At 34.8% G+C, this 16,343-nt stretch carries 19 protein-coding genes; 9 read left to right on the top strand and 10 right to left on the bottom strand.

Going from position 1 to position 16,343, the window contains the following annotated elements:
- Positions 1 to 100: 100 nt before the first annotated feature.
- The 3 genes from TL18_RS04250 (at position 101) to TL18_RS04240 (ending at position 2,677) form a co-directional block, all read left to right on the top strand.
- Positions 101 to 1,402, top strand: a complete 1,302-nt coding sequence (locus tag TL18_RS04250; protein WP_067041798.1) for a phenylacetate--CoA ligase family protein — start codon at positions 101 to 103, stop codon at positions 1,400 to 1,402.
- A 9-nt stretch (positions 1,403 to 1,411) separates the two neighbouring features.
- The gene (locus tag TL18_RS04245) at positions 1,412 to 1,843 is read left to right on the top strand and encodes an acetolactate synthase (protein WP_067041795.1); all 432 of its coding nucleotides are present in this window, start codon (positions 1,412 to 1,414) and stop codon (positions 1,841 to 1,843) included.
- Positions 1,844 to 2,131: 288 nt separating this feature from the next.
- Positions 2,132 to 2,677: a DUF2115 domain-containing protein gene (locus TL18_RS04240; RefSeq protein ID WP_067041792.1), complete on the top strand. Its 546-nt coding sequence runs from the start codon at positions 2,132 to 2,134 to the stop codon at positions 2,675 to 2,677.
- A 124-nt stretch (positions 2,678 to 2,801) separates the two neighbouring features.
- On the opposite strand, the gene TL18_RS04235 is transcribed toward TL18_RS04240, so the two are convergent.
- The 3 genes from TL18_RS04235 to TL18_RS04225 form a co-directional block, all read right to left on the bottom strand.
- The gene (locus tag TL18_RS04235; protein ID WP_067041789.1) at positions 2,802 to 3,785 is read right to left on the bottom strand and encodes a beta-ribofuranosylaminobenzene 5'-phosphate synthase; all 984 of its coding nucleotides are present in this window, start codon (positions 3,783 to 3,785) and stop codon (positions 2,802 to 2,804) included.
- A 97-nt stretch (positions 3,786 to 3,882) separates the two neighbouring features.
- The gene (locus tag TL18_RS04230; RefSeq protein WP_067041786.1) at positions 3,883 to 4,542 is read right to left on the bottom strand and encodes a hypothetical protein; all 660 of its coding nucleotides are present in this window, start codon (positions 4,540 to 4,542) and stop codon (positions 3,883 to 3,885) included.
- A 40-nt stretch (positions 4,543 to 4,582) separates the two neighbouring features.
- Positions 4,583 to 5,083, bottom strand: coding sequence for a ferritin (locus TL18_RS04225; RefSeq protein WP_067041783.1), 501 nt, complete (start codon positions 5,081 to 5,083; stop codon positions 4,583 to 4,585).
- Positions 5,084 to 5,157: 74 nt separating this feature from the next.
- Between TL18_RS04225 and nudC the strand changes: the two genes are divergently transcribed.
- Together nudC and TL18_RS04215 are read left to right on the top strand one after the other, a co-directional pair.
- Positions 5,158 to 5,952: an NAD(+) diphosphatase gene (gene nudC / locus TL18_RS04220; RefSeq protein WP_067041780.1), complete on the top strand. Its 795-nt coding sequence runs from the start codon at positions 5,158 to 5,160 to the stop codon at positions 5,950 to 5,952.
- A 180-nt stretch (positions 5,953 to 6,132) separates the two neighbouring features.
- Complete coding sequence (locus TL18_RS04215) at positions 6,133 to 6,981, top strand: pyridoxamine kinase (protein ID WP_067041777.1); 849 nt, start codon at positions 6,133 to 6,135, stop codon at positions 6,979 to 6,981.
- A gap of 96 nt (positions 6,982 to 7,077) precedes the next feature.
- Here TL18_RS04215 and TL18_RS04210 read toward each other — a convergent pair whose 3' ends face one another.
- Entirely contained in the window at positions 7,078 to 8,244 is a 1,167-nt protein-coding gene (locus TL18_RS04210; protein WP_067041774.1) for a MalY/PatB family protein, read from the bottom strand.
- Positions 8,231 to 8,746: a nitroreductase family protein gene (locus tag TL18_RS04205; protein WP_067041771.1), complete on the bottom strand. Its 516-nt coding sequence runs from the start codon at positions 8,744 to 8,746 to the stop codon at positions 8,231 to 8,233. The genes TL18_RS04210 and TL18_RS04205 overlap by 14 nt, the downstream gene beginning before the upstream one ends.
- A 60-nt stretch (positions 8,747 to 8,806) precedes the next feature.
- On the opposite strand from TL18_RS04205, the gene TL18_RS04200 reads away from it, so the two are divergent.
- Positions 8,807 to 9,292: a DUF308 domain-containing protein gene (locus TL18_RS04200; RefSeq protein WP_067041768.1), complete on the top strand. Its 486-nt coding sequence runs from the start codon at positions 8,807 to 8,809 to the stop codon at positions 9,290 to 9,292.
- Positions 9,293 to 9,461: 169 nt separating this feature from the next.
- On the opposite strand, the gene TL18_RS04195 is transcribed toward TL18_RS04200, so the two are convergent.
- From TL18_RS04195 to TL18_RS04180, 4 genes are all read right to left on the bottom strand, one after another.
- Positions 9,462 to 10,094, bottom strand: coding sequence for a flavodoxin family protein (locus tag TL18_RS04195; protein WP_156064556.1), 633 nt, complete (start codon positions 10,092 to 10,094; stop codon positions 9,462 to 9,464).
- A gap of 81 nt (positions 10,095 to 10,175) precedes the next feature.
- Complete coding sequence (gene serS, locus TL18_RS04190; RefSeq protein WP_067041763.1) at positions 10,176 to 11,453, bottom strand: serine--tRNA ligase; 1,278 nt, start codon at positions 11,451 to 11,453, stop codon at positions 10,176 to 10,178.
- Between the two features lie 139 nt (positions 11,454 to 11,592).
- Positions 11,593 to 11,964: a helix-turn-helix domain-containing protein gene (locus TL18_RS04185; protein ID WP_067041760.1), complete on the bottom strand. Its 372-nt coding sequence runs from the start codon at positions 11,962 to 11,964 to the stop codon at positions 11,593 to 11,595.
- A 354-nt stretch (positions 11,965 to 12,318) separates the two neighbouring features.
- A complete protein-coding gene (locus tag TL18_RS04180) occupies positions 12,319 to 12,669 on the bottom strand; it encodes an arsenate reductase family protein (protein WP_067041758.1) in 351 nt (116 codons plus the stop codon).
- A gap of 175 nt (positions 12,670 to 12,844) precedes the next feature.
- Between TL18_RS04180 and TL18_RS04175 the strand changes: the two genes are divergently transcribed.
- Positions 12,845 to 14,221, top strand: coding sequence for an MFS transporter (locus tag TL18_RS04175; protein WP_067041754.1), 1,377 nt, complete (start codon positions 12,845 to 12,847; stop codon positions 14,219 to 14,221).
- Positions 14,222 to 14,275: 54 nt separating this feature from the next.
- On the opposite strand, the gene TL18_RS04170 is transcribed toward TL18_RS04175, so the two are convergent.
- Positions 14,276 to 14,920: an HAD family hydrolase gene (locus TL18_RS04170; RefSeq protein ID WP_067041751.1), complete on the bottom strand. Its 645-nt coding sequence runs from the start codon at positions 14,918 to 14,920 to the stop codon at positions 14,276 to 14,278.
- A gap of 96 nt (positions 14,921 to 15,016) precedes the next feature.
- Here TL18_RS04170 and TL18_RS04165 point away from each other — a divergent pair, with 96 nt between their 5' ends.
- The gene (locus tag TL18_RS04165) at positions 15,017 to 15,388 is read left to right on the top strand and encodes a hypothetical protein (protein WP_082706362.1); all 372 of its coding nucleotides are present in this window, start codon (positions 15,017 to 15,019) and stop codon (positions 15,386 to 15,388) included.
- 1 nt (position 15,389) lies between these two features.
- The gene (locus TL18_RS04160) at positions 15,390 to 16,340 is read left to right on the top strand and encodes an ARPP-1 family domain-containing protein (RefSeq protein WP_067041747.1); all 951 of its coding nucleotides are present in this window, start codon (positions 15,390 to 15,392) and stop codon (positions 16,338 to 16,340) included.
- Positions 16,341 to 16,343 lie beyond the last annotated feature (3 nt).

Genomic DNA, 16,343 nt, shown 5'->3' with positions numbered 1-16,343 from the left:
TACAATTTCATGATTTAAATATTAATGCCCCATGTTTGAGGGTAACTTTTAAGGTATGCAAAAACCAAATAAATTATATTAACATAAAATGAGGCTAAAAATGTTTTGGAATGAAAAGATTGAAACTATGTCAAGAGAAGATCTTGAAGAATTGCAATTAAAGAAGCTTCAGGCTATCGTTAAAAGAGCATTTGATAAAATACCTTATTACAACAAAAGATATAGCGAAGCTGAAGTTTATCCGGAAGACATTGAAACTTTAAAAGATATAGAAAAACTTCCATTTATAACAAAAGATGACCTGAGGGAAAGCTACCCATTCGGACTTTTTGCAGTGGACATCAAGGAAATCAAAGAATTGCATTCCTCATCAGGTACCACAGGAAAACCTGTAGTCTCAGGATATACCCAAAAGGACCTGGATACATGGGCAGAGACAATTGCACGTGGACTTACCATGATGGGCATTGGCGAAGATGATATCCTGCAGAACACCCACGGATACGGAATGTTTACCGGAGGATTCGGAGTTCACTACGGTTCCCACAAAGTCGGAGCAGCAATCATTCCAATCTCCACAGGACAAACCAGAAGGCAAATCGAAATAATGAGCGATTTTGGAACAACAGGATTGATCTTTACCCCTTCATACGGTATCCACCTGGGAGAAGTCGCCCTTGAAGATGGAATTGACCCTAAAGAGTTAGGGATTAAAGCCATTGGATTCGGAGCTGAAATGTGGACAGAAGAAATCAGACAAAAAGTGGAAGAGATTTTCGGTGCAAAAGCATACAACATCTACGGCCTAACAGAACTAATGGGACCTGGTGTAGGTATCGAATGTGAAGCCCAAAACGGCCTGCACATTGCAGAAGACATCTACTATCCCGAAATCATCGATTCAAATACCGGCAAAACCCTACCAGAAAACACCCCTGGAGAACTTGTCTTAACCAACTTGGAAAGAGAAGGAATGCCGGTCATAAGATTCAGAACAAAAGACTTGACCAAAATCACCTATGAAAAATGCAGCTGCGGAAGAACACACGCAAGAATGAGCAGAATAACCGGCAGATCTGACGACATGATTAAAGTTAAGGGAGTAGCCATTTTCCCATCACAAATAGAAAAAGCATTGCTAAGAGTTGGCGATGTAGAGCCTCATTATATGATAATAGTTTCAAGACCTGGAACACTTGATGAAATTGAAGTGAAAGTGGAAGCATCCCATGACATTTTCTTTGACGGTGTAAAAGAAATGATGGCAATCCAAGATAAAATCGGCAAATCAATTGAAAACGAAACAGGCATTAGAGTGAAAGTAACACTTGTAGAACCAAAAACATTGCCAAGATTTGAAGGAAAAGCAAAAAGAGTAATTGATGAGAGAAACTTACATTAGGTGATGAACATGAGAATCAAACAATTATCAATATTTTTACAGAATAGAATGGGAAGCCTATCCAAACCTCTGGAAGTACTTTCAGAAAATGACGTGAACATTAGGGCAATGTGCATGGCGGACACTTCCGAATTCGGTATCTTAAGACTTGTTGTCGATGACCCTGAAAAAGGAAGGGAAGTTTTGGAAGAAAACAATTTCCTTGTAAAAATCACAGAAATCATTGGTGTTGAAATGAATGATGCACCCGGAGGCCTTACATCAGTTTTAAAAGTCATTAAAGACAATGAAATTGATTTGGAATATTTATATGCTTTTACACATGACAAAGAAAACAAAGCCATTTTATTATTGCATGCAGATGAAATCGAAAGGCTATCCGATGTATTAAAAGACAACAACATACCTATTGTTCCATCCGAAGAAGTTTACAATTTATAACTTCTTTACCTTTTTTTATTTTTTGTATAATTATTTTAACATTTTTCCGAATATATTTGAGATTCTACTTTTTTTAACAATATTTAATATTATACAATAGAAAAAATAAATTTTAAAAAATTCTATTTTTCGATAGATAGATGATGTTATTCCTAATCTGGAATGCTAATTATGAATATTTGTGTTGAAATGGAAAAAAGATTTAATTGTCTGATGATTAAAATTATATATAAAGAAAAACTGGAAGAACATCTTAAACTTCTGTAAATATTATCATGTGGTGGATAAATGGATGACAATAACTTATATGAGGATTTTTCAAATGTAATTTCAAATGAGGAATCTGTATCCTGTGATTCTGTTTTAGAAATTTTAAAGAAGTATTCTTCTACGATTTCAGTATTCGATTTAATGGCAGTCAATGCTGAGATGATTGAAGAAAGCAAATATGTTCAGGACAGTTATAAGATGAAAAGCCATGGAGTATATGCTAAATATTTTTTAGGCAGAATCAAAGATATTTCCAGCGATGAAACTCATTATGATTCAGACATAGACAAGGAAGAGTTTATTGATGCTGTTGCTACTTTAAAATCTTATCAGGATAATGAATCCATTAAATCTAAATCCAAATTTCCGTTGATTTATGGAATTGTTTCAATATACACCACATTCATTCTGAATGAACCTATTCATCCTGTTGGGACTCCATTTCCAGGATCATTATACGTAGAAGAGCATGACGGAGTTTATTATTGTCCAGTAAAAGATGCCAATCTCGAATCTCCAAACGCAGTCTGTAAAATGTGCATTGCAGAGCAATTAGAATTTTAAAATGAAATTTATTTAACGAATTGGCAGATGTATTTGTTGATTTTTTTAAGTTAATGTTATATTCATATAAAGTTTAGTCTTTAACTGACCATTTAATCAAAAAAAAGAATAAAAAGAGGATTAGCTATTTTTCAATAACAAATCCGTGATTTTGTGCTTTGGTGACAAAGACAGTTCCTTTTTCACCGATGATTTCTTTGGTTTTTTCTACAATGAATTCATTGGATTCATCAAATACAGTATAGAGAACAGGCCCGAATGATGAGATACCTACACCATATGCACCGGCAGCTTCAATGGCCTGCATAGTCGGCAAGTAACTGGCATCAAGTGAGTGTTCCAATTTGTTAAATCCAACTTTTTGAAGTTCACTTACGGCCCAACCAAAGTTTTTAATATCTTTTTCAAGCATGAACGGAACAAGATTCATTAAAATCAGGTGAGATACTTGTTCCACTTCTTCTTTTGGAATCGGACAATAGGTTTGGAAAACATCCACCTCATCGTCACCTTCCATATGCTTTTCGATTTCAGGAATGGCAATTAGAATATTCCATTCTTCAGGAAAATCATATCTTGCAATTAATGTTGCAGGTTTTGCTTTTGATGCACCTGAAGGTAAAAATAGAGGTTTTTCCTCTTTACTGTGTCCACCATCCAAAATAAATCCGCCTAAATCATGGGTATAAGTTCCAATTCCGGAAGTTCCTCCTCTTCCGACAATAGTACTTAGTTCTTTACTTTCCACATCAATACCCATAGTTTCTGTAATCAAATGAGCTGTTGAAACAGCGATTTGAGTTCCGCTTCCAAAACCTGAATGCGGAGGATAAGTCTGATGTACAATAAACTTAAAACCAGAATCAATGTCAAAATGTTCTATTGTCTTTTTAGCAGCGTCAGGAATTTTTTCCTTACATTCTAAAATAGCTTCTTCATCATCTACAGTGTCGGCAAATTCAAGTTCTATTCCGCTTTCAATCTGTTCAACTTCCAAAACAAATTGAGGGTCTTGTAATGCAAGACCAATACCACCATCAACTCTTCTATATGACCCGTTTAAGTCAATAAGGGACATATGTATTCTTGAAGGTGCCCTAATAATCATTTTTTCACTTCCATATAATAATTTTTCTTATATATTTATGTAAATAAAGTTTAATAAAGCTTTTCATATAAGTTCAATTAAAAAAAATTATATTAATCTAAATAAAACTGTCAAGATTATCCACAACATGAATCAATTTCTCTGCTAACTCCAATGTCAAATCCATTGCTTCATATGAATAGCACTCATAAACCAATGTTGGAATGCCCGCTTCAGCTGTCGGTTCTGTAATGTATGACGGACTTGACCTGAACTCTGGAGCATAATAGACAAGTTCATCTATTTTCGATAGAATTTCATTCAAAAACTTGCTGGATTTTTCATCAAAGCCCGGAGCAAAAAGGAAATTGGTTATCTTATAATCACCAGGACCTTTTGAACCCCTGTTTGAGTGAATGTCTAGGAACAAATCATAATTTTTGTCTATAATATCATCACGAACGAATTTTTGGGCCAAAAGCTGGCCTTCATCCCTTCCTTCGCTTTGGCTGTTTTTATCCAGAACGTTAATATTGTAGAGATAATAACAGTGATTCAAATCACTTTTAGAAGTCAATTTCTCAAACAGTGCCCTATGGGATTTACTCTCAAGAGGATGCATTCCAATAAGATATGCAATTTTAATGTTTGATTCAACATTTCCAAAAGGACCATGCAAATGTACACTACCCAAGTCGTTTTGGCCAATAAGTTCTGATTCGTATTGAGTAGAATCAACTTGAGCCTCATCAGTAGGGTATTCAGGGTAAATACTCATAAAATCACAAAAAAAAAGTAAAAATGGACTAGAGTAAAATCTAGTCTTCGGAAGGTGCACGTGCACCTAATTCTTTGTTTAATTCATAAATTAATCTTTTGTCGCCTTCAGCTAATTTAGCTTTTGCAACTAATTCCATTGCATTTTCTTCTTCTTCAACTTGTTCTTCAACGAACCATTGCAAGAAGTTGTTTGTTGCATGATCTTTTTCTTCAATAGCTAAGTTAACGAGGTCATTGATAAGGCCTGTTACCTTTTTCTCATGTTCTAAAACATGTTCGAATGCTGCAAGAGTACCGTCCCATTCGGTTTGTGGTGCTTCAATAGCAGTTAAGGTTACAGAAGCTCCTCTTCTGATAATGTAGTCGTAAAATTTCATTCCATGTTCCAATTCTTCTTCTGCTTGGATTCTCATCCAATTAGCAAATCCTGCTAAATCTTCATCTTCAAAGTAAGCAGCCATGGACAAATATAAATATCCTGAATAAACTTCAGCGTTTAATTGTGCGTTTAATGCTTTTTCCATAATTTCGGATACCATTTAATATCACCATTATAGAATTTGTATATAGTTTCATATATAGTTTAAGTTAAACAAAAGACATATTAATTAACATGATAGAAAAGTCCATTTACGAAAACTACCAAATCGATTTTGATGACAGGATTACACCAACTGCAGATGATTACACTTTTATATTTAATGACGATAGAGAGTTGTATTTAGATTCAAATAAAGAACTAGCAAATGTATTGGATGATTTTGATGTTAATTTTTGTTTTTACATTGGAAACTTCATGGGCAAAAAAGCATTTGTAGCCAATGTGAATAGCGATGAATCTTTCTATCCCCTTTATGAGGTCTATGAATTCAACAAGGACCTGTACCTGATGGGCGGAAAAGCCGTTCTTATTAATGATTGGTACATATCCCACAGGTTTTGCGGAAGATGCGCAACACCGACAGAACTGGATGAAAAGGACATGATGCTGAAATGTCCGAAATGCGGTCAGAACCATTATCCCCGCATTGCCCCCGCAATTATTGTAGCAATTAGAAAAGACGATAAACTGCTTATGGCAAAGCACAGCTACCATGACAATATCAGATTTGCATTAATAGCCGGATTTGTAGAACCCGGCGAAACTATTGAAGATGCCGTTCATCGCGAGGTTTTAGAAGAGGTAGGGATAAAAATTAAGAACTTGAAATATGAAAGAAGCCAATCCTGGCCATTTCCAAACTCACTGATGCTTGGATTTACCGCTGAATATGATTCAGGTGATATAAAGGTGGATGGTGATGAGATAGTAAAAGCGCAATGGTTCAAAAAAGATGAAATAATCAGATATCCTTCTGACATCAGCATTTCAGACTGGCTGATACAGTACTTTATCGACTCGATATAGTTGAAATAATAGATATAAATATTAAAATATATTTGAACAAACCTTTAAGAAATCAATATAAATTTTACAAAAAACATATATATCATTATGTAATAATTATAATGGTATATAGATTATAACAACAATTATAAATAACAATGGTTATATATAATTAACTAAATCAATAGAGAGAATGAAAAAATGAGCGAAACTAAAAAAATCTTAACTATACAAGACATATCATGTTACGGTCAGTGCTCCATAACCGTTGCACTGCCAATAATTTCTGCATTCGGAATAGAAACAGCAGTAATACCATCAGCTGTTTTATCCACACATACTTCAGGATTTACCGACTATACAGTCAGAGATTTAACAGATGACCTTCCAGGCATTTTAGAGCATTGGGAAAAAGAAGGCATATACTTCGATGCTATTTATACAGGATTTATAGGCTCAATAGAACAGTTTGGATACATAAAAGACATCATAAACTCCAGATTAAAACCTGATGGAATCGTTTTTGTCGACCCTGCAATGGCTGACAACGGCGAATTCTACAACGGATTTGACCAGGATTTCGCAGACACCATGGGCGAACTATGTAAAATAGGTGATTATGTACTTCCAAACACAACAGAAGCATGCTACTTATTACATAAACCTTGGAAAGAGGAATTTTCAAAAGAAGAAATGCTGGAAATGGTAGATGAACTTTCTAACTTCACAAAAAGACACGTCATTTTAAAAGGGGACACACACAAGCAAGACAAATTAGGAATGATTGTTTTAGATAAAGATGAAACTCCATCCATAGAATTCGTATACAACGACAAAATAGACCACGTATCCCACGGAACAGGTGACGTTTTTGCTTCAGCTTTTGTCGGATCCATTATGGTCGGCAAATCTCCAACTTCCGCTGCAAAAATCGCAGGAGAATTCACCAAAAGGGCATTGGAAGAGACCATTGACGATCCTGAACATACCTATGGAGTCAAATTTGAGAAAGTCATTCCTGAAATATATGGACTATTAGATTCAATTTAAAATTAAAAAAAGTATTTGCCTAAAACGGTAAATACTACCTTAACTATTTTTTTCAATACCATTGCTGTTTTTTAAAATTTCAAATTAAAAAAAAAGTTAAAAGTGATTGTTGATTATGTTTAAAGCTGTAACACCTGCCTTTAACTTTCCCAAACCTTCTTTCAGAAGTTTTTGAGGACAGGCAATATTCAACCTTAAGAAATCATCTCCATTCTGGCCAAAATCAATTCCTGCAGACAAAAACAATCCCTGATTAGTTCTTAAAAACTCGGAAAGAATCTTCGAAGGAACCTCTAATGCTGAACAGTCAAGCCATAAAAGATAAGTTGCATCACAGTCGATTAATTTAACTATTGGCAATTCACTAGCTAAATACTCCTTAACGATTTGCTTGTTTTCATATAATATTTCCTTCAGCTCTTCCAACCACTCTTCAGACTCATTATAAGCAGCCATTACTGCAGATGTGGCGAATACATTGCATGAATCCGAATTGTCAATGTGCATTTGTGTTTTTATCTTTTCCAATAGTTCAGCATTGGTTGATTGGACTATCGAACTTTGAAAACCGGCAATATTGAATGATTTTGAAGGGGATAAACATCTTATGACATTATCATCGGGCTTGAACGGATTATACATGACTCCAGGGTCTGTCAAATCACAATGAATCTCATCAGAAATCAGAATAACATCATGCTTTTTGCATAACTCTCCAATGCGGTTCAGGTCATTTTCAGACCAGATTTTGCCTATAGGGTTGTGGGGATTGCAAAGTATCATCATTTTCACTTTTGACAATTTTTCATCCAAATCATCAAAATCGATTTTATATTCGTCGTTTTCATAAATCAGTTCGTTTTCAAGGACTTTACGATTATTGTCCTCAATAACATAGTAGAATACATGATAAACTGGAGATTGGATTAATATCTCATCATTTTCATCAGTTAAGCATCTAATCATTGATGAAATTGACGGCATCACCCCAATGGCATATGTCATTTCCTCACGGGACATTTCAAGACCATATCGTCTATCCCACCAGCCGATATAGCTTTCAAATAGCTCGTCCGGAACAATCGTATATCCATATACTGGATGCTCTGCCCTTTCCTTAATGGCTTTTTCTATAGCGGGAGCGACCTTAAAGTCCATATCCGCTACCCACATTGGCAAATCATCATCAAAAAAGTCCCATTTCAGGCAATTGGTGCCTTTTCTGTCAATGACACTTTCAAAGTCATATTTAGTATTTTTCATAGTGAATCCTGCTTTCATCAAATTTGTCCATGAACTTGTTTTCCCAACCTTCAGCGGGATAACCTAATGTGATTATTGAAAATGGAATCTGATTAACGTTATCCAAGTCGAACAGTTCAGCTACCTTTTTCATTGTCTCTTCAGTCGGCGCTACACCATTCCAAAGACCGCCTAACCCTAGATTAACTGCTTCAAGCAACATGTTTTCACAGGCTGCTGACATATCCTGTTGCCAATGGGCCTTATAGAATGCCCTTTCAATATTAGCTACAAGCAAAATTGCAACAGGTGCTGTTTTGACTCTAGGTTTGATTTCTGAAAGTTTTAAAAGAGTTTCCTTATTTTTGATTACAACAAATTCCCAAGGTTCAGCGCCTAATCTGGAACCAGGTGCCTGCATTCCCGCCTTTAATATCTTCAATATTAATTCATCATCAACATCTTTGTCCTGATATTCGCGAATGCTTCTTCTTGTGTTTATAATTTCTTCAAAATCAGACATATTTATAAATAACATTTCCATCATATAAATAATTAGTTTATATAAATGGAGGTGAATCGATTGGATTATGAAAAGAGTGCAGGTATATTTTTCCTTGTTTTAGGTTTGATATTCATTCTGTTCCCAATGTTTTCAACTGAATTGGTTTCAATAATTGTTGGTTTAAGCTTAGTATTCTTCGGTATTTCCGCAGCTTTTATGGGATACACATTAAAAGACGAACAAAGGGAAGTTGCAATTGCAATCATCATTATCGGAATAATATCAATGATTATAGGATTGTTATTTATCTTCTACATTAATGCAATAGCATTCCTGGTTGCTTTCGAATTCTATATTGTAGGATTCATTATGATACTATTCGGAATAGTCGGATTAATATCAAAAGTAAACAGGATCTCAAACTTTACATCAATACTTGTCTTGTTAATGGGTATTGTTGCAATCGCTCTTGGAGTATTTGCTGCTAACAACCCGTTATATCTTGCAATTATTATTGGTGTTGTCTTAATTATTGAAGGAATCTCTTATTTGCTTAGTGATTAAGACTTGGTTAACAATCCAAAAAAGAAGAACCGACATTAACCATCACCAATAAAACATTTTAAATCATTAACCAAGCCGGGGACGACCCCGGTTAATAATTTTATTTTAAAAAAATATAAAAATTGTTTAAGTGTGAAAAAGCACATTTGCACACTTTTTTTAAAAAAAACTATTTGCTTAACTCAGCACCGATTTCAAAGGCCTTTTCCAAATCTTTTGGAAACTGCAATATCCATTGCTTTTCCTTTGCTTCCTGTGAAAAGCCAGCCATATTGAATTTGGAATAATCGCTGACTTGAATTGTATCGCAAACAGGATAGGTTACAATCTCTCCATTCAAAAATGAGAATAAAAATTCAGTGCTTGACAAACTGTCCTTCATGGACTGTTCATAAAACTCCAATGGAGCATTCATTGTATAGAATATTCCGACATTGACCTTGCCGGTGAAATAGCTTGATCCATCATCATAGGACATCACGCAGAATATGAGCCTCTCAAGCAAAGCCCTAAACTCGCTGGTGGGCTGTCCAAAGTAGATTGGAGAACCAATTAAAAGAGCATCAGCATCCAATATCTTTTCGATTACCGGCTGCAAATCATCTCTCCAATAGCATTTACCTTTTGTTTTTTCCTTAAGCTTGCAGGCAAGGCAACTCCTGCAGCCTGTAAAAACCAAATCATATAAATTGAAATATTCTGTTTCAGCACCTACAGATTCCGCCCCTTTTTGAGCAGATTGCATAATTTCAGCAGTATTCCATGTTTTTCTCGGACTTGCATTAATGACAATTGTTTTCATAATTATAGATTATTGAAACTTAATTATAAATTATTTCGTGAAGATGAGTTAATTAATTATAAAAAAAGTAAAGTAAAGAAGCTATTTTTTAGCTTCAATAACTGTTTTTCCATTCATGTAAGGGACTAACACTTCAGGAATTTTAACACTACCATCAGCCTGTTGATAGTTTTCTAAAATACAGCACATTGTCCTTTCAGTTGCAATAGCTGTACTGTTTAAAGTGTGCAAGATTTGAGCATCTCCAGAACCTGCCCTTCCAACACGTGTCTTGGTTTTACGAGCTTGGTAATCCTTACAGTTTGTACAGGATACCAATTCTCTGAATGCGCCTGAACCTGGGAACCATGCTTCAAGGTCGTATTTGATGGCCGCATTATCATTTAAGGCGGATGATACGATAGCTATGATTTGATATGGAAGGCCTAACTTTTGATATATCCTTTCAGTTACTTCCATCAAGTGATTGTGCTGATTTCTTGAATCTTCAGGGGTTGAGAAAATGAACTGTTCGATTTTTTCAAATTGGTGAACTCTGAATATGCCTAAAGTATCCTTTCCGTGTGATCCTGCTTCCTTCCTGAAGCAAGTGGAAAGAGCGCAGTATCTTAAAGGCAATTCATCAGGTGCGATGATTTCATCTCTGTGAAGTGCCGCTAAGGTCTGTTCGGCAGTTGCAATCAGGTACATGTCCTCATTTTCAACTTTGTATAGAGTTTCTTCAAATTCGCCAAGTTCTGAGGTTTCTGCTGCAACTTCACCTTTTACAAAGAATGGTGTTTGCATTGGAATGTATCCTTCAGCTTCAAGTTCTGACAGTGCAAATTGAATCAATGCCAAGTTTAAGTGTAGGATATCTCTTTTCAAGTAGTAAAAACGAGCTCCTGCAATGCTTGCTGCAGTTTCAAGGTCTGCACCATCGATTTTGTTAATCAAGTCTACGTGATTCAGCAGTTCAAAATCATATTCCGGAATTTCACCGTATGTTCTGACTACCACATTATCATCTTCAGTGTCTGAAATCGGAACGTCCTCGTCAATGATGTTTCCAACTTTGTATCTGTAATCTTCCCTGAGCTTAAGGTATTCGGCGTTTTTGGCTGTGAGTTCCTTAATCTCATTGGCCACTTCTTTAGATCTTTTAATTACTTCATCCAAATTGCCTTCTTCTTTTGCTTTTTTGAATGATTTTGATAATTTGTTTTTTTCAGATCTTAAAGAATTGAGTTTTCTTTCACCTTCTCTCCATAAGGTGTCATATTCAATTACCTTTTCAACATTTTCAGTGCCTCTAAATCTCTTCTTTTCAGAGTCTATGATAATTTCTGGATTTTCTCTGAACAATTTTATATCTAACAATATTTTGTCCCCTAAAATATTTTATACAAATATAACTATGATTTTTTTGTTTTTTAAAGTTAATGATAAATGGGAAATTATCCTAAAAATAATTGAAAATAAAAAAAGTAGTTTTTGGATTCGAATAGAACCCAAATCACTATAACAGCCTTTCTTTAAAAACTGTTTTTAATTCATCTTTTGTCTGGTCTGTGTAGTCTTCACTATCTACACTGAATATTGCCATTTCATAGATAATCTTATTTAATGAACGGCCTTTTTCAGTTAAATAGTACCTTACGTTCTTTTTATCGTATTTGTCAACGATACGTTTAATTAAACCATTATCCTCCATTTCCTTAAGGCAGCTGCTTAAGACCCTATTGGATAATTTTGGTTTATCTTCTTTAAATTCATGGAAACGGGTTTTTCCAAAAAATAAATCGTTTATAATTTGTACAACCCATTTTTTCCTAATCAATTGAATTACATTATCTATTGGGAAATTTTTTAATTGAGTATTAACGTTCACAAAAAACCCTCCAACAAATTAATTTCTGATTAATGATTATTTTTTATATATTTAAAGTTAACGATGATGGTGAGTAAATGGTTACCAAAAGCTTTTAAATATGATTAACCTATGTTGTAGTGAAAGCGCAATATTGCACTTTCTTAAGAGATGGCTATATCAAAAAATCAAAGAATGAACATGACACACCATTTTCCTCCCAACGGATAACACAAATTAAATAAAACATGATCATGGGATTTCTAAAGAATTTTTTGAAAAAGCATTGAGCTAAAAAAATCACCTAATCCCTTTAAATAGTTTAATCAAAAAATTCTATCCATCTCTCTATTATTTTTTTGAAAAGGATTTTTTTTACAATAGCTTTTCTTCCCATTCCTTTACCTTAAATCCAACAAGAACAACATCATCATCTACAAGTATCGGTCTTTTGACCAGCATTCCGTCGGTAGCCAACAGATCCAGCTGTTCATCTTCGGTCATGTCTGGAAGCTTATCTTTTAATTTCAATTCCCTGTATTTCATTCCGCTGGTATTGAAAAATCTTTTAAGAGGCAAATCGGATATTTCCCACCATTTGCGCAATTCATCAGCGGCAGGATTGTCGTCAATGATGTGTCTTGAATCATATTCAATATTGTGTTCGTCCAACCAGTTTTTTGCTTTGCGGCATGTTGAGCATTTCGGATAATTTACAAATAACATGTTGATTACTCCTTATTTTTCCATCAATATAACATTTTAGATTATATGTAAAAATAGTTAATGTTTGAAAAAACAAAATCCGATTCTGATGAAAAATAATTGAATGAATAATAATTATTTTTATAGTAGGATATAAAATATATTAATATTTGATTTTAAAAAGGGGTTCGCTTGTATGGAAAAGATAGAAAAATTTGTTATATTAGTATCATTTATAACCTCATTTTCAACAGTGTTTCTGATTTATAGTACAATTCTTGCAACACCTACCATTGGAAAAGACTTTGCTATGAATAACGTTGTTCAAAATTGGATTATAACAATCTTTTTGATGATTCTTGCTGCATTTACGATACCTTCAGGCCAGATTTGCGGTAAATTCGGATGCAAGAAAATATTTGTTGCCGGTTGTCTGGTAATTATACTGGGTTTAATCGTATCATGCATTTCCATTTCTCCCGAAATGTTTTTAGCATCAAGGGTGATACATGGTATAGGTCTTGCCCTGTATCTTGTTGCCGAAACCGCAATGCTGGTATTGGCCATCGACAAGAAACATCGTGGAAAATCCTTGGGTCTGGTTATTGTGGGTACTTATTTAGGATATACCACATCACCGTTAATCGCAGGATTTTTAATTAACAACTTCGGATGGAGATCAATCTATTACTTTATATTGCCATTTATGATTGTATGCACAATATTCACATTCCTAAAAATCGATGAAGAGTGGATAACCAATGAAAACGATAAGATGGACCTGATCGGCAGTTTATTATATGTAATAGGCATATGTCTGTTCATTTATGGTTTTTCAGATTTGCTTACATTCACCGGAAAACTGTCTGTCATCATTGGTATTCTAACACTTGTCATATTCGGAATATATGAATATAGACACGAGCGCCCCGTATTCAAAATTAAGCTATTTAAAAATAAAACCTTTGCGGCCTATAACTTAACCGGATTTTTCGCATTGTTTGCTATGGCGGTATTCGATGTCATCTTTAATTATTATTACCAATATGCCAAAGGATGGGATCCTCAATTTACAGGATACATATTAATCATTTCATCCATTATATTGGCAATAATTTCACCGAACGCCGGAAGGCTTTCGGACAGGATACTTCCGCAAAAGATTTCAACAATGGGATTGGTAATATTGCTGATTCCGATTGTCGGTTTAATATTTTTAGATGTGAATACCCCTACATATATTGTTATAATTGCAATGGCTTTACTGGCAGTGGGAACAGGTTTCTTTTCCATTCCAAATACCAATGCCGTTGTAAGTTCTGTTTCTGATGAATGTGCGCCTTATGCGGCTGCTACACAGATTACTTTAAGGTCATGTGGCCAAACACTGAGTCTGGGTCTTTTGACCCTGATATGTTCATTTGTCATGGGCAATTTACCATTATCCCAGGAAAATGCGGGTTTGCTTGTTGCATCCTCAAGAATCATAGCAGTCATCTGTACAGTATTGTGTATTGTTGCAATCGTATTTTCAATCTGGGGTATCAGGTCAGACAAATCTCAAATCGAATAATCAGGAAGTTTTTTTTGCTTCTTGATTTTAAAACTTTTTTTTAATTAAATTTCTTCAAAAATAGTCAACTATGCTGTATACATCTGGAATTACATCCAAAACATATTCGTTTTCGAAATCCTCCTGATTGCCGTATCCCCATTTAACTAGCAAACAGTCAATTCCTGCATTTTGAGAGGTTTTAATATCTGTAGAAGAGTCTCCGATGTATACTGCCTCATCGATATCGACATTTGCCTTTTCAATAATCCTGTTTACGCCATACGGGTCAGGTTTGGATGGATTTGGATACTCATGGCCTTCGACTAGAACAAAGTCAATATCATCAAAGTATTTGCCTACGAATTCCTTTAAGGAATAGTTTAGCCTATTGGAATTGATGGCCAGCAGTATTCCCTTATCCTGCAATTTCATTAAGACTTCCTTGACACCATCAAAAGGAACTGTATTTTCTTTTTTAGATGCATTGTAAAAGTTCAGATAAGTTTCCTTAACCATTTCAACATTTTCGGGAGTGCTGTTGTCATTTAAGACCAATGAAACTATATCATCAATATTTCCACCCAGACATGGAATGTATTCCTCACGGGTCAAATTGGGAAATTCATGTACGGTCAGGGCCTTATTGAAACATATTACCACATCATTAATTGAATCGAATAATGTTCCGTCAAAGTCAAAAATTGCAAGTTTCTTCATGAATCTACATTTATAGCTTATCCTACAAATTAATTTTGCAATCATCATGCGAAAGTTTAAATACTATAAGGCACAAAGTATACACAAGGTGATAATATGTATATAACAATACAGGCATTTGATAATATGCACGGACCAAAACCATTAGTATTAAACGGTTTGGTAAAACTAGTAAAAGAACCGACAAACAAATATGATTCAGAAGCAATCGCCTGTGAAATGAGACATTACGGAAAAATAGGATATGTATCAAACAGCACCAGAACAGTAATCATAGGAACAATGAGTGCTGGAAGACTATACGACAAAATCACAGACGAATATGTTGCAAAAATAAGATTCATCCACAAAGGCGAAGCAATAGCAAAAGTATTAACCGCAGAAGAATTCGCAAAAGAGGTGGAAAATCCAAAAAGTGATATCCACTACCTATTTGACGATTTAACCAAATTAAACCTGGAGGAATGAAATGATAATACCCGGAGTAGAAAAAATAAATTCAAATGTAGAGCTTTTAAACCCACAGACCCATAAACACATGACCATTGTTCCATTGAAAACCGAACACAGCTATAAATTAGACATATTGACCCTAAAAAAAGGATTTGAATTGGGTCTTGTTGAAGTAAAGGAATGCAAACACTCAACAGTCAACACCCTAATCGTAAAGAACAAATCAATTGATCCGCTGCTATTGGTTGACGGTGAAGAAGTTGTTGGAGGAGACCAAAACAGAATCGTGAACTCAACAATACTGATAGCACCGCAATCCCTAAGCAAGATTTCCGTCAGCTGTACAGAACATGGCCGTTGGAAATATAAAAGTGAATTCAGAAGTTCAGCACACATTGCAAACTACAAAACCCGTAGAGCAAAATTAAGGGCAAAACGTTCCAACATGCCCGTTCAGCAAGAAGTCTGGTCATCAATAGACGATCTAGAAGAATCAATCGATTTTTCATCAGATACAAGTGCAATGTCTGAAAGCTATGAATCACAGAAAATAAATCATGCGGAATTTCTAAAGGCATTTGAAATTGTTGACGGTCAAAATGGTGCTTTAATAATTCTCAATGGTGAAATAAAAGGTTTTGAATTATTCCTAAATCCAGAAATCTACAGCCAATTCCATGAAAAAATAATAAAAAGCTATCTGATTGATTCAAAAATTGAAAACACAACCTATGCCATAAACATCGATGAGGCAAGACTTGTAATCGAACAGGCCAAAGATTCAACATTCGAAGACAAGCCAAGCAACGGCCTTGAAAAAGTATTCGAATTTGAAAATTCCATCGGATTCGGAAACCTTTACATCTACGAACAAGAAATCCTGCACTGGTCTTACTTCAAAAAAAGTAGCGACGACCAGAAAAAGGAAGATGTAATTGAAGACATTGAATTAGGGGAAAGAATATAGGTT

Origin of the sequence: Methanobrevibacter sp. YE315, from assembly GCF_001548675.1 — an archaeon.
Taxonomy (GTDB): domain Archaea; phylum Methanobacteriota; class Methanobacteria; order Methanobacteriales; family Methanobacteriaceae; genus Methanocatella.
Note: the sequence above shows the minus strand (reverse complement) of the source record. Positions and strands in the feature narration are given on the sequence as shown.

Coding starts and splice junctions, on each gene's coding strand:
- TL18_RS04250 (WP_067041798.1), top strand. CDS start 101: ATGTTTTGGAATGAAAAGATTGAAACTATGTCAAGAGAAGATCTTGAA.
- TL18_RS04245 (WP_067041795.1), top strand. CDS start 1,412: ATGAGAATCAAACAATTATCAATATTTTTACAGAATAGAATGGGAAGC.
- TL18_RS04240 (WP_067041792.1), top strand. CDS start 2,132: ATGGATGACAATAACTTATATGAGGATTTTTCAAATGTAATTTCAAAT.
- TL18_RS04235 (WP_067041789.1), bottom strand. CDS start 3,785: ATGATTATTAGGGCACCTTCAAGAATACATATGTCCCTTATTGACTTA.
- TL18_RS04230 (WP_067041786.1), bottom strand. CDS start 4,542: ATGAGTATTTACCCTGAATACCCTACTGATGAGGCTCAAGTTGATTCT.
- TL18_RS04225 (WP_067041783.1), bottom strand. CDS start 5,083: ATGGTATCCGAAATTATGGAAAAAGCATTAAACGCACAATTAAACGCT.
- nudC (WP_067041780.1), top strand. CDS start 5,158: ATGATAGAAAAGTCCATTTACGAAAACTACCAAATCGATTTTGATGAC.
- TL18_RS04215 (WP_067041777.1), top strand. CDS start 6,133: ATGAGCGAAACTAAAAAAATCTTAACTATACAAGACATATCATGTTAC.
- TL18_RS04210 (WP_067041774.1), bottom strand. CDS start 8,244: ATGAAAAATACTAAATATGACTTTGAAAGTGTCATTGACAGAAAAGGC.
- TL18_RS04205 (WP_067041771.1), bottom strand. CDS start 8,746: ATGTCTGATTTTGAAGAAATTATAAACACAAGAAGAAGCATTCGCGAA.
- TL18_RS04195 (WP_156064556.1), bottom strand. CDS start 10,094: ATGAAAACAATTGTCATTAATGCAAGTCCGAGAAAAACATGGAATACT.
- TL18_RS04180 (WP_067041758.1), bottom strand. CDS start 12,669: ATGTTATTTGTAAATTATCCGAAATGCTCAACATGCCGCAAAGCAAAA.
- TL18_RS04175 (WP_067041754.1), top strand. CDS start 12,845: ATGGAAAAGATAGAAAAATTTGTTATATTAGTATCATTTATAACCTCA.
- TL18_RS04170 (WP_067041751.1), bottom strand. CDS start 14,920: ATGAAGAAACTTGCAATTTTTGACTTTGACGGAACATTATTCGATTCA.
- TL18_RS04165 (WP_082706362.1), top strand. CDS start 15,017: ATGTATATAACAATACAGGCATTTGATAATATGCACGGACCAAAACCA.
- TL18_RS04160 (WP_067041747.1), top strand. CDS start 15,390: ATGATAATACCCGGAGTAGAAAAAATAAATTCAAATGTAGAGCTTTTA.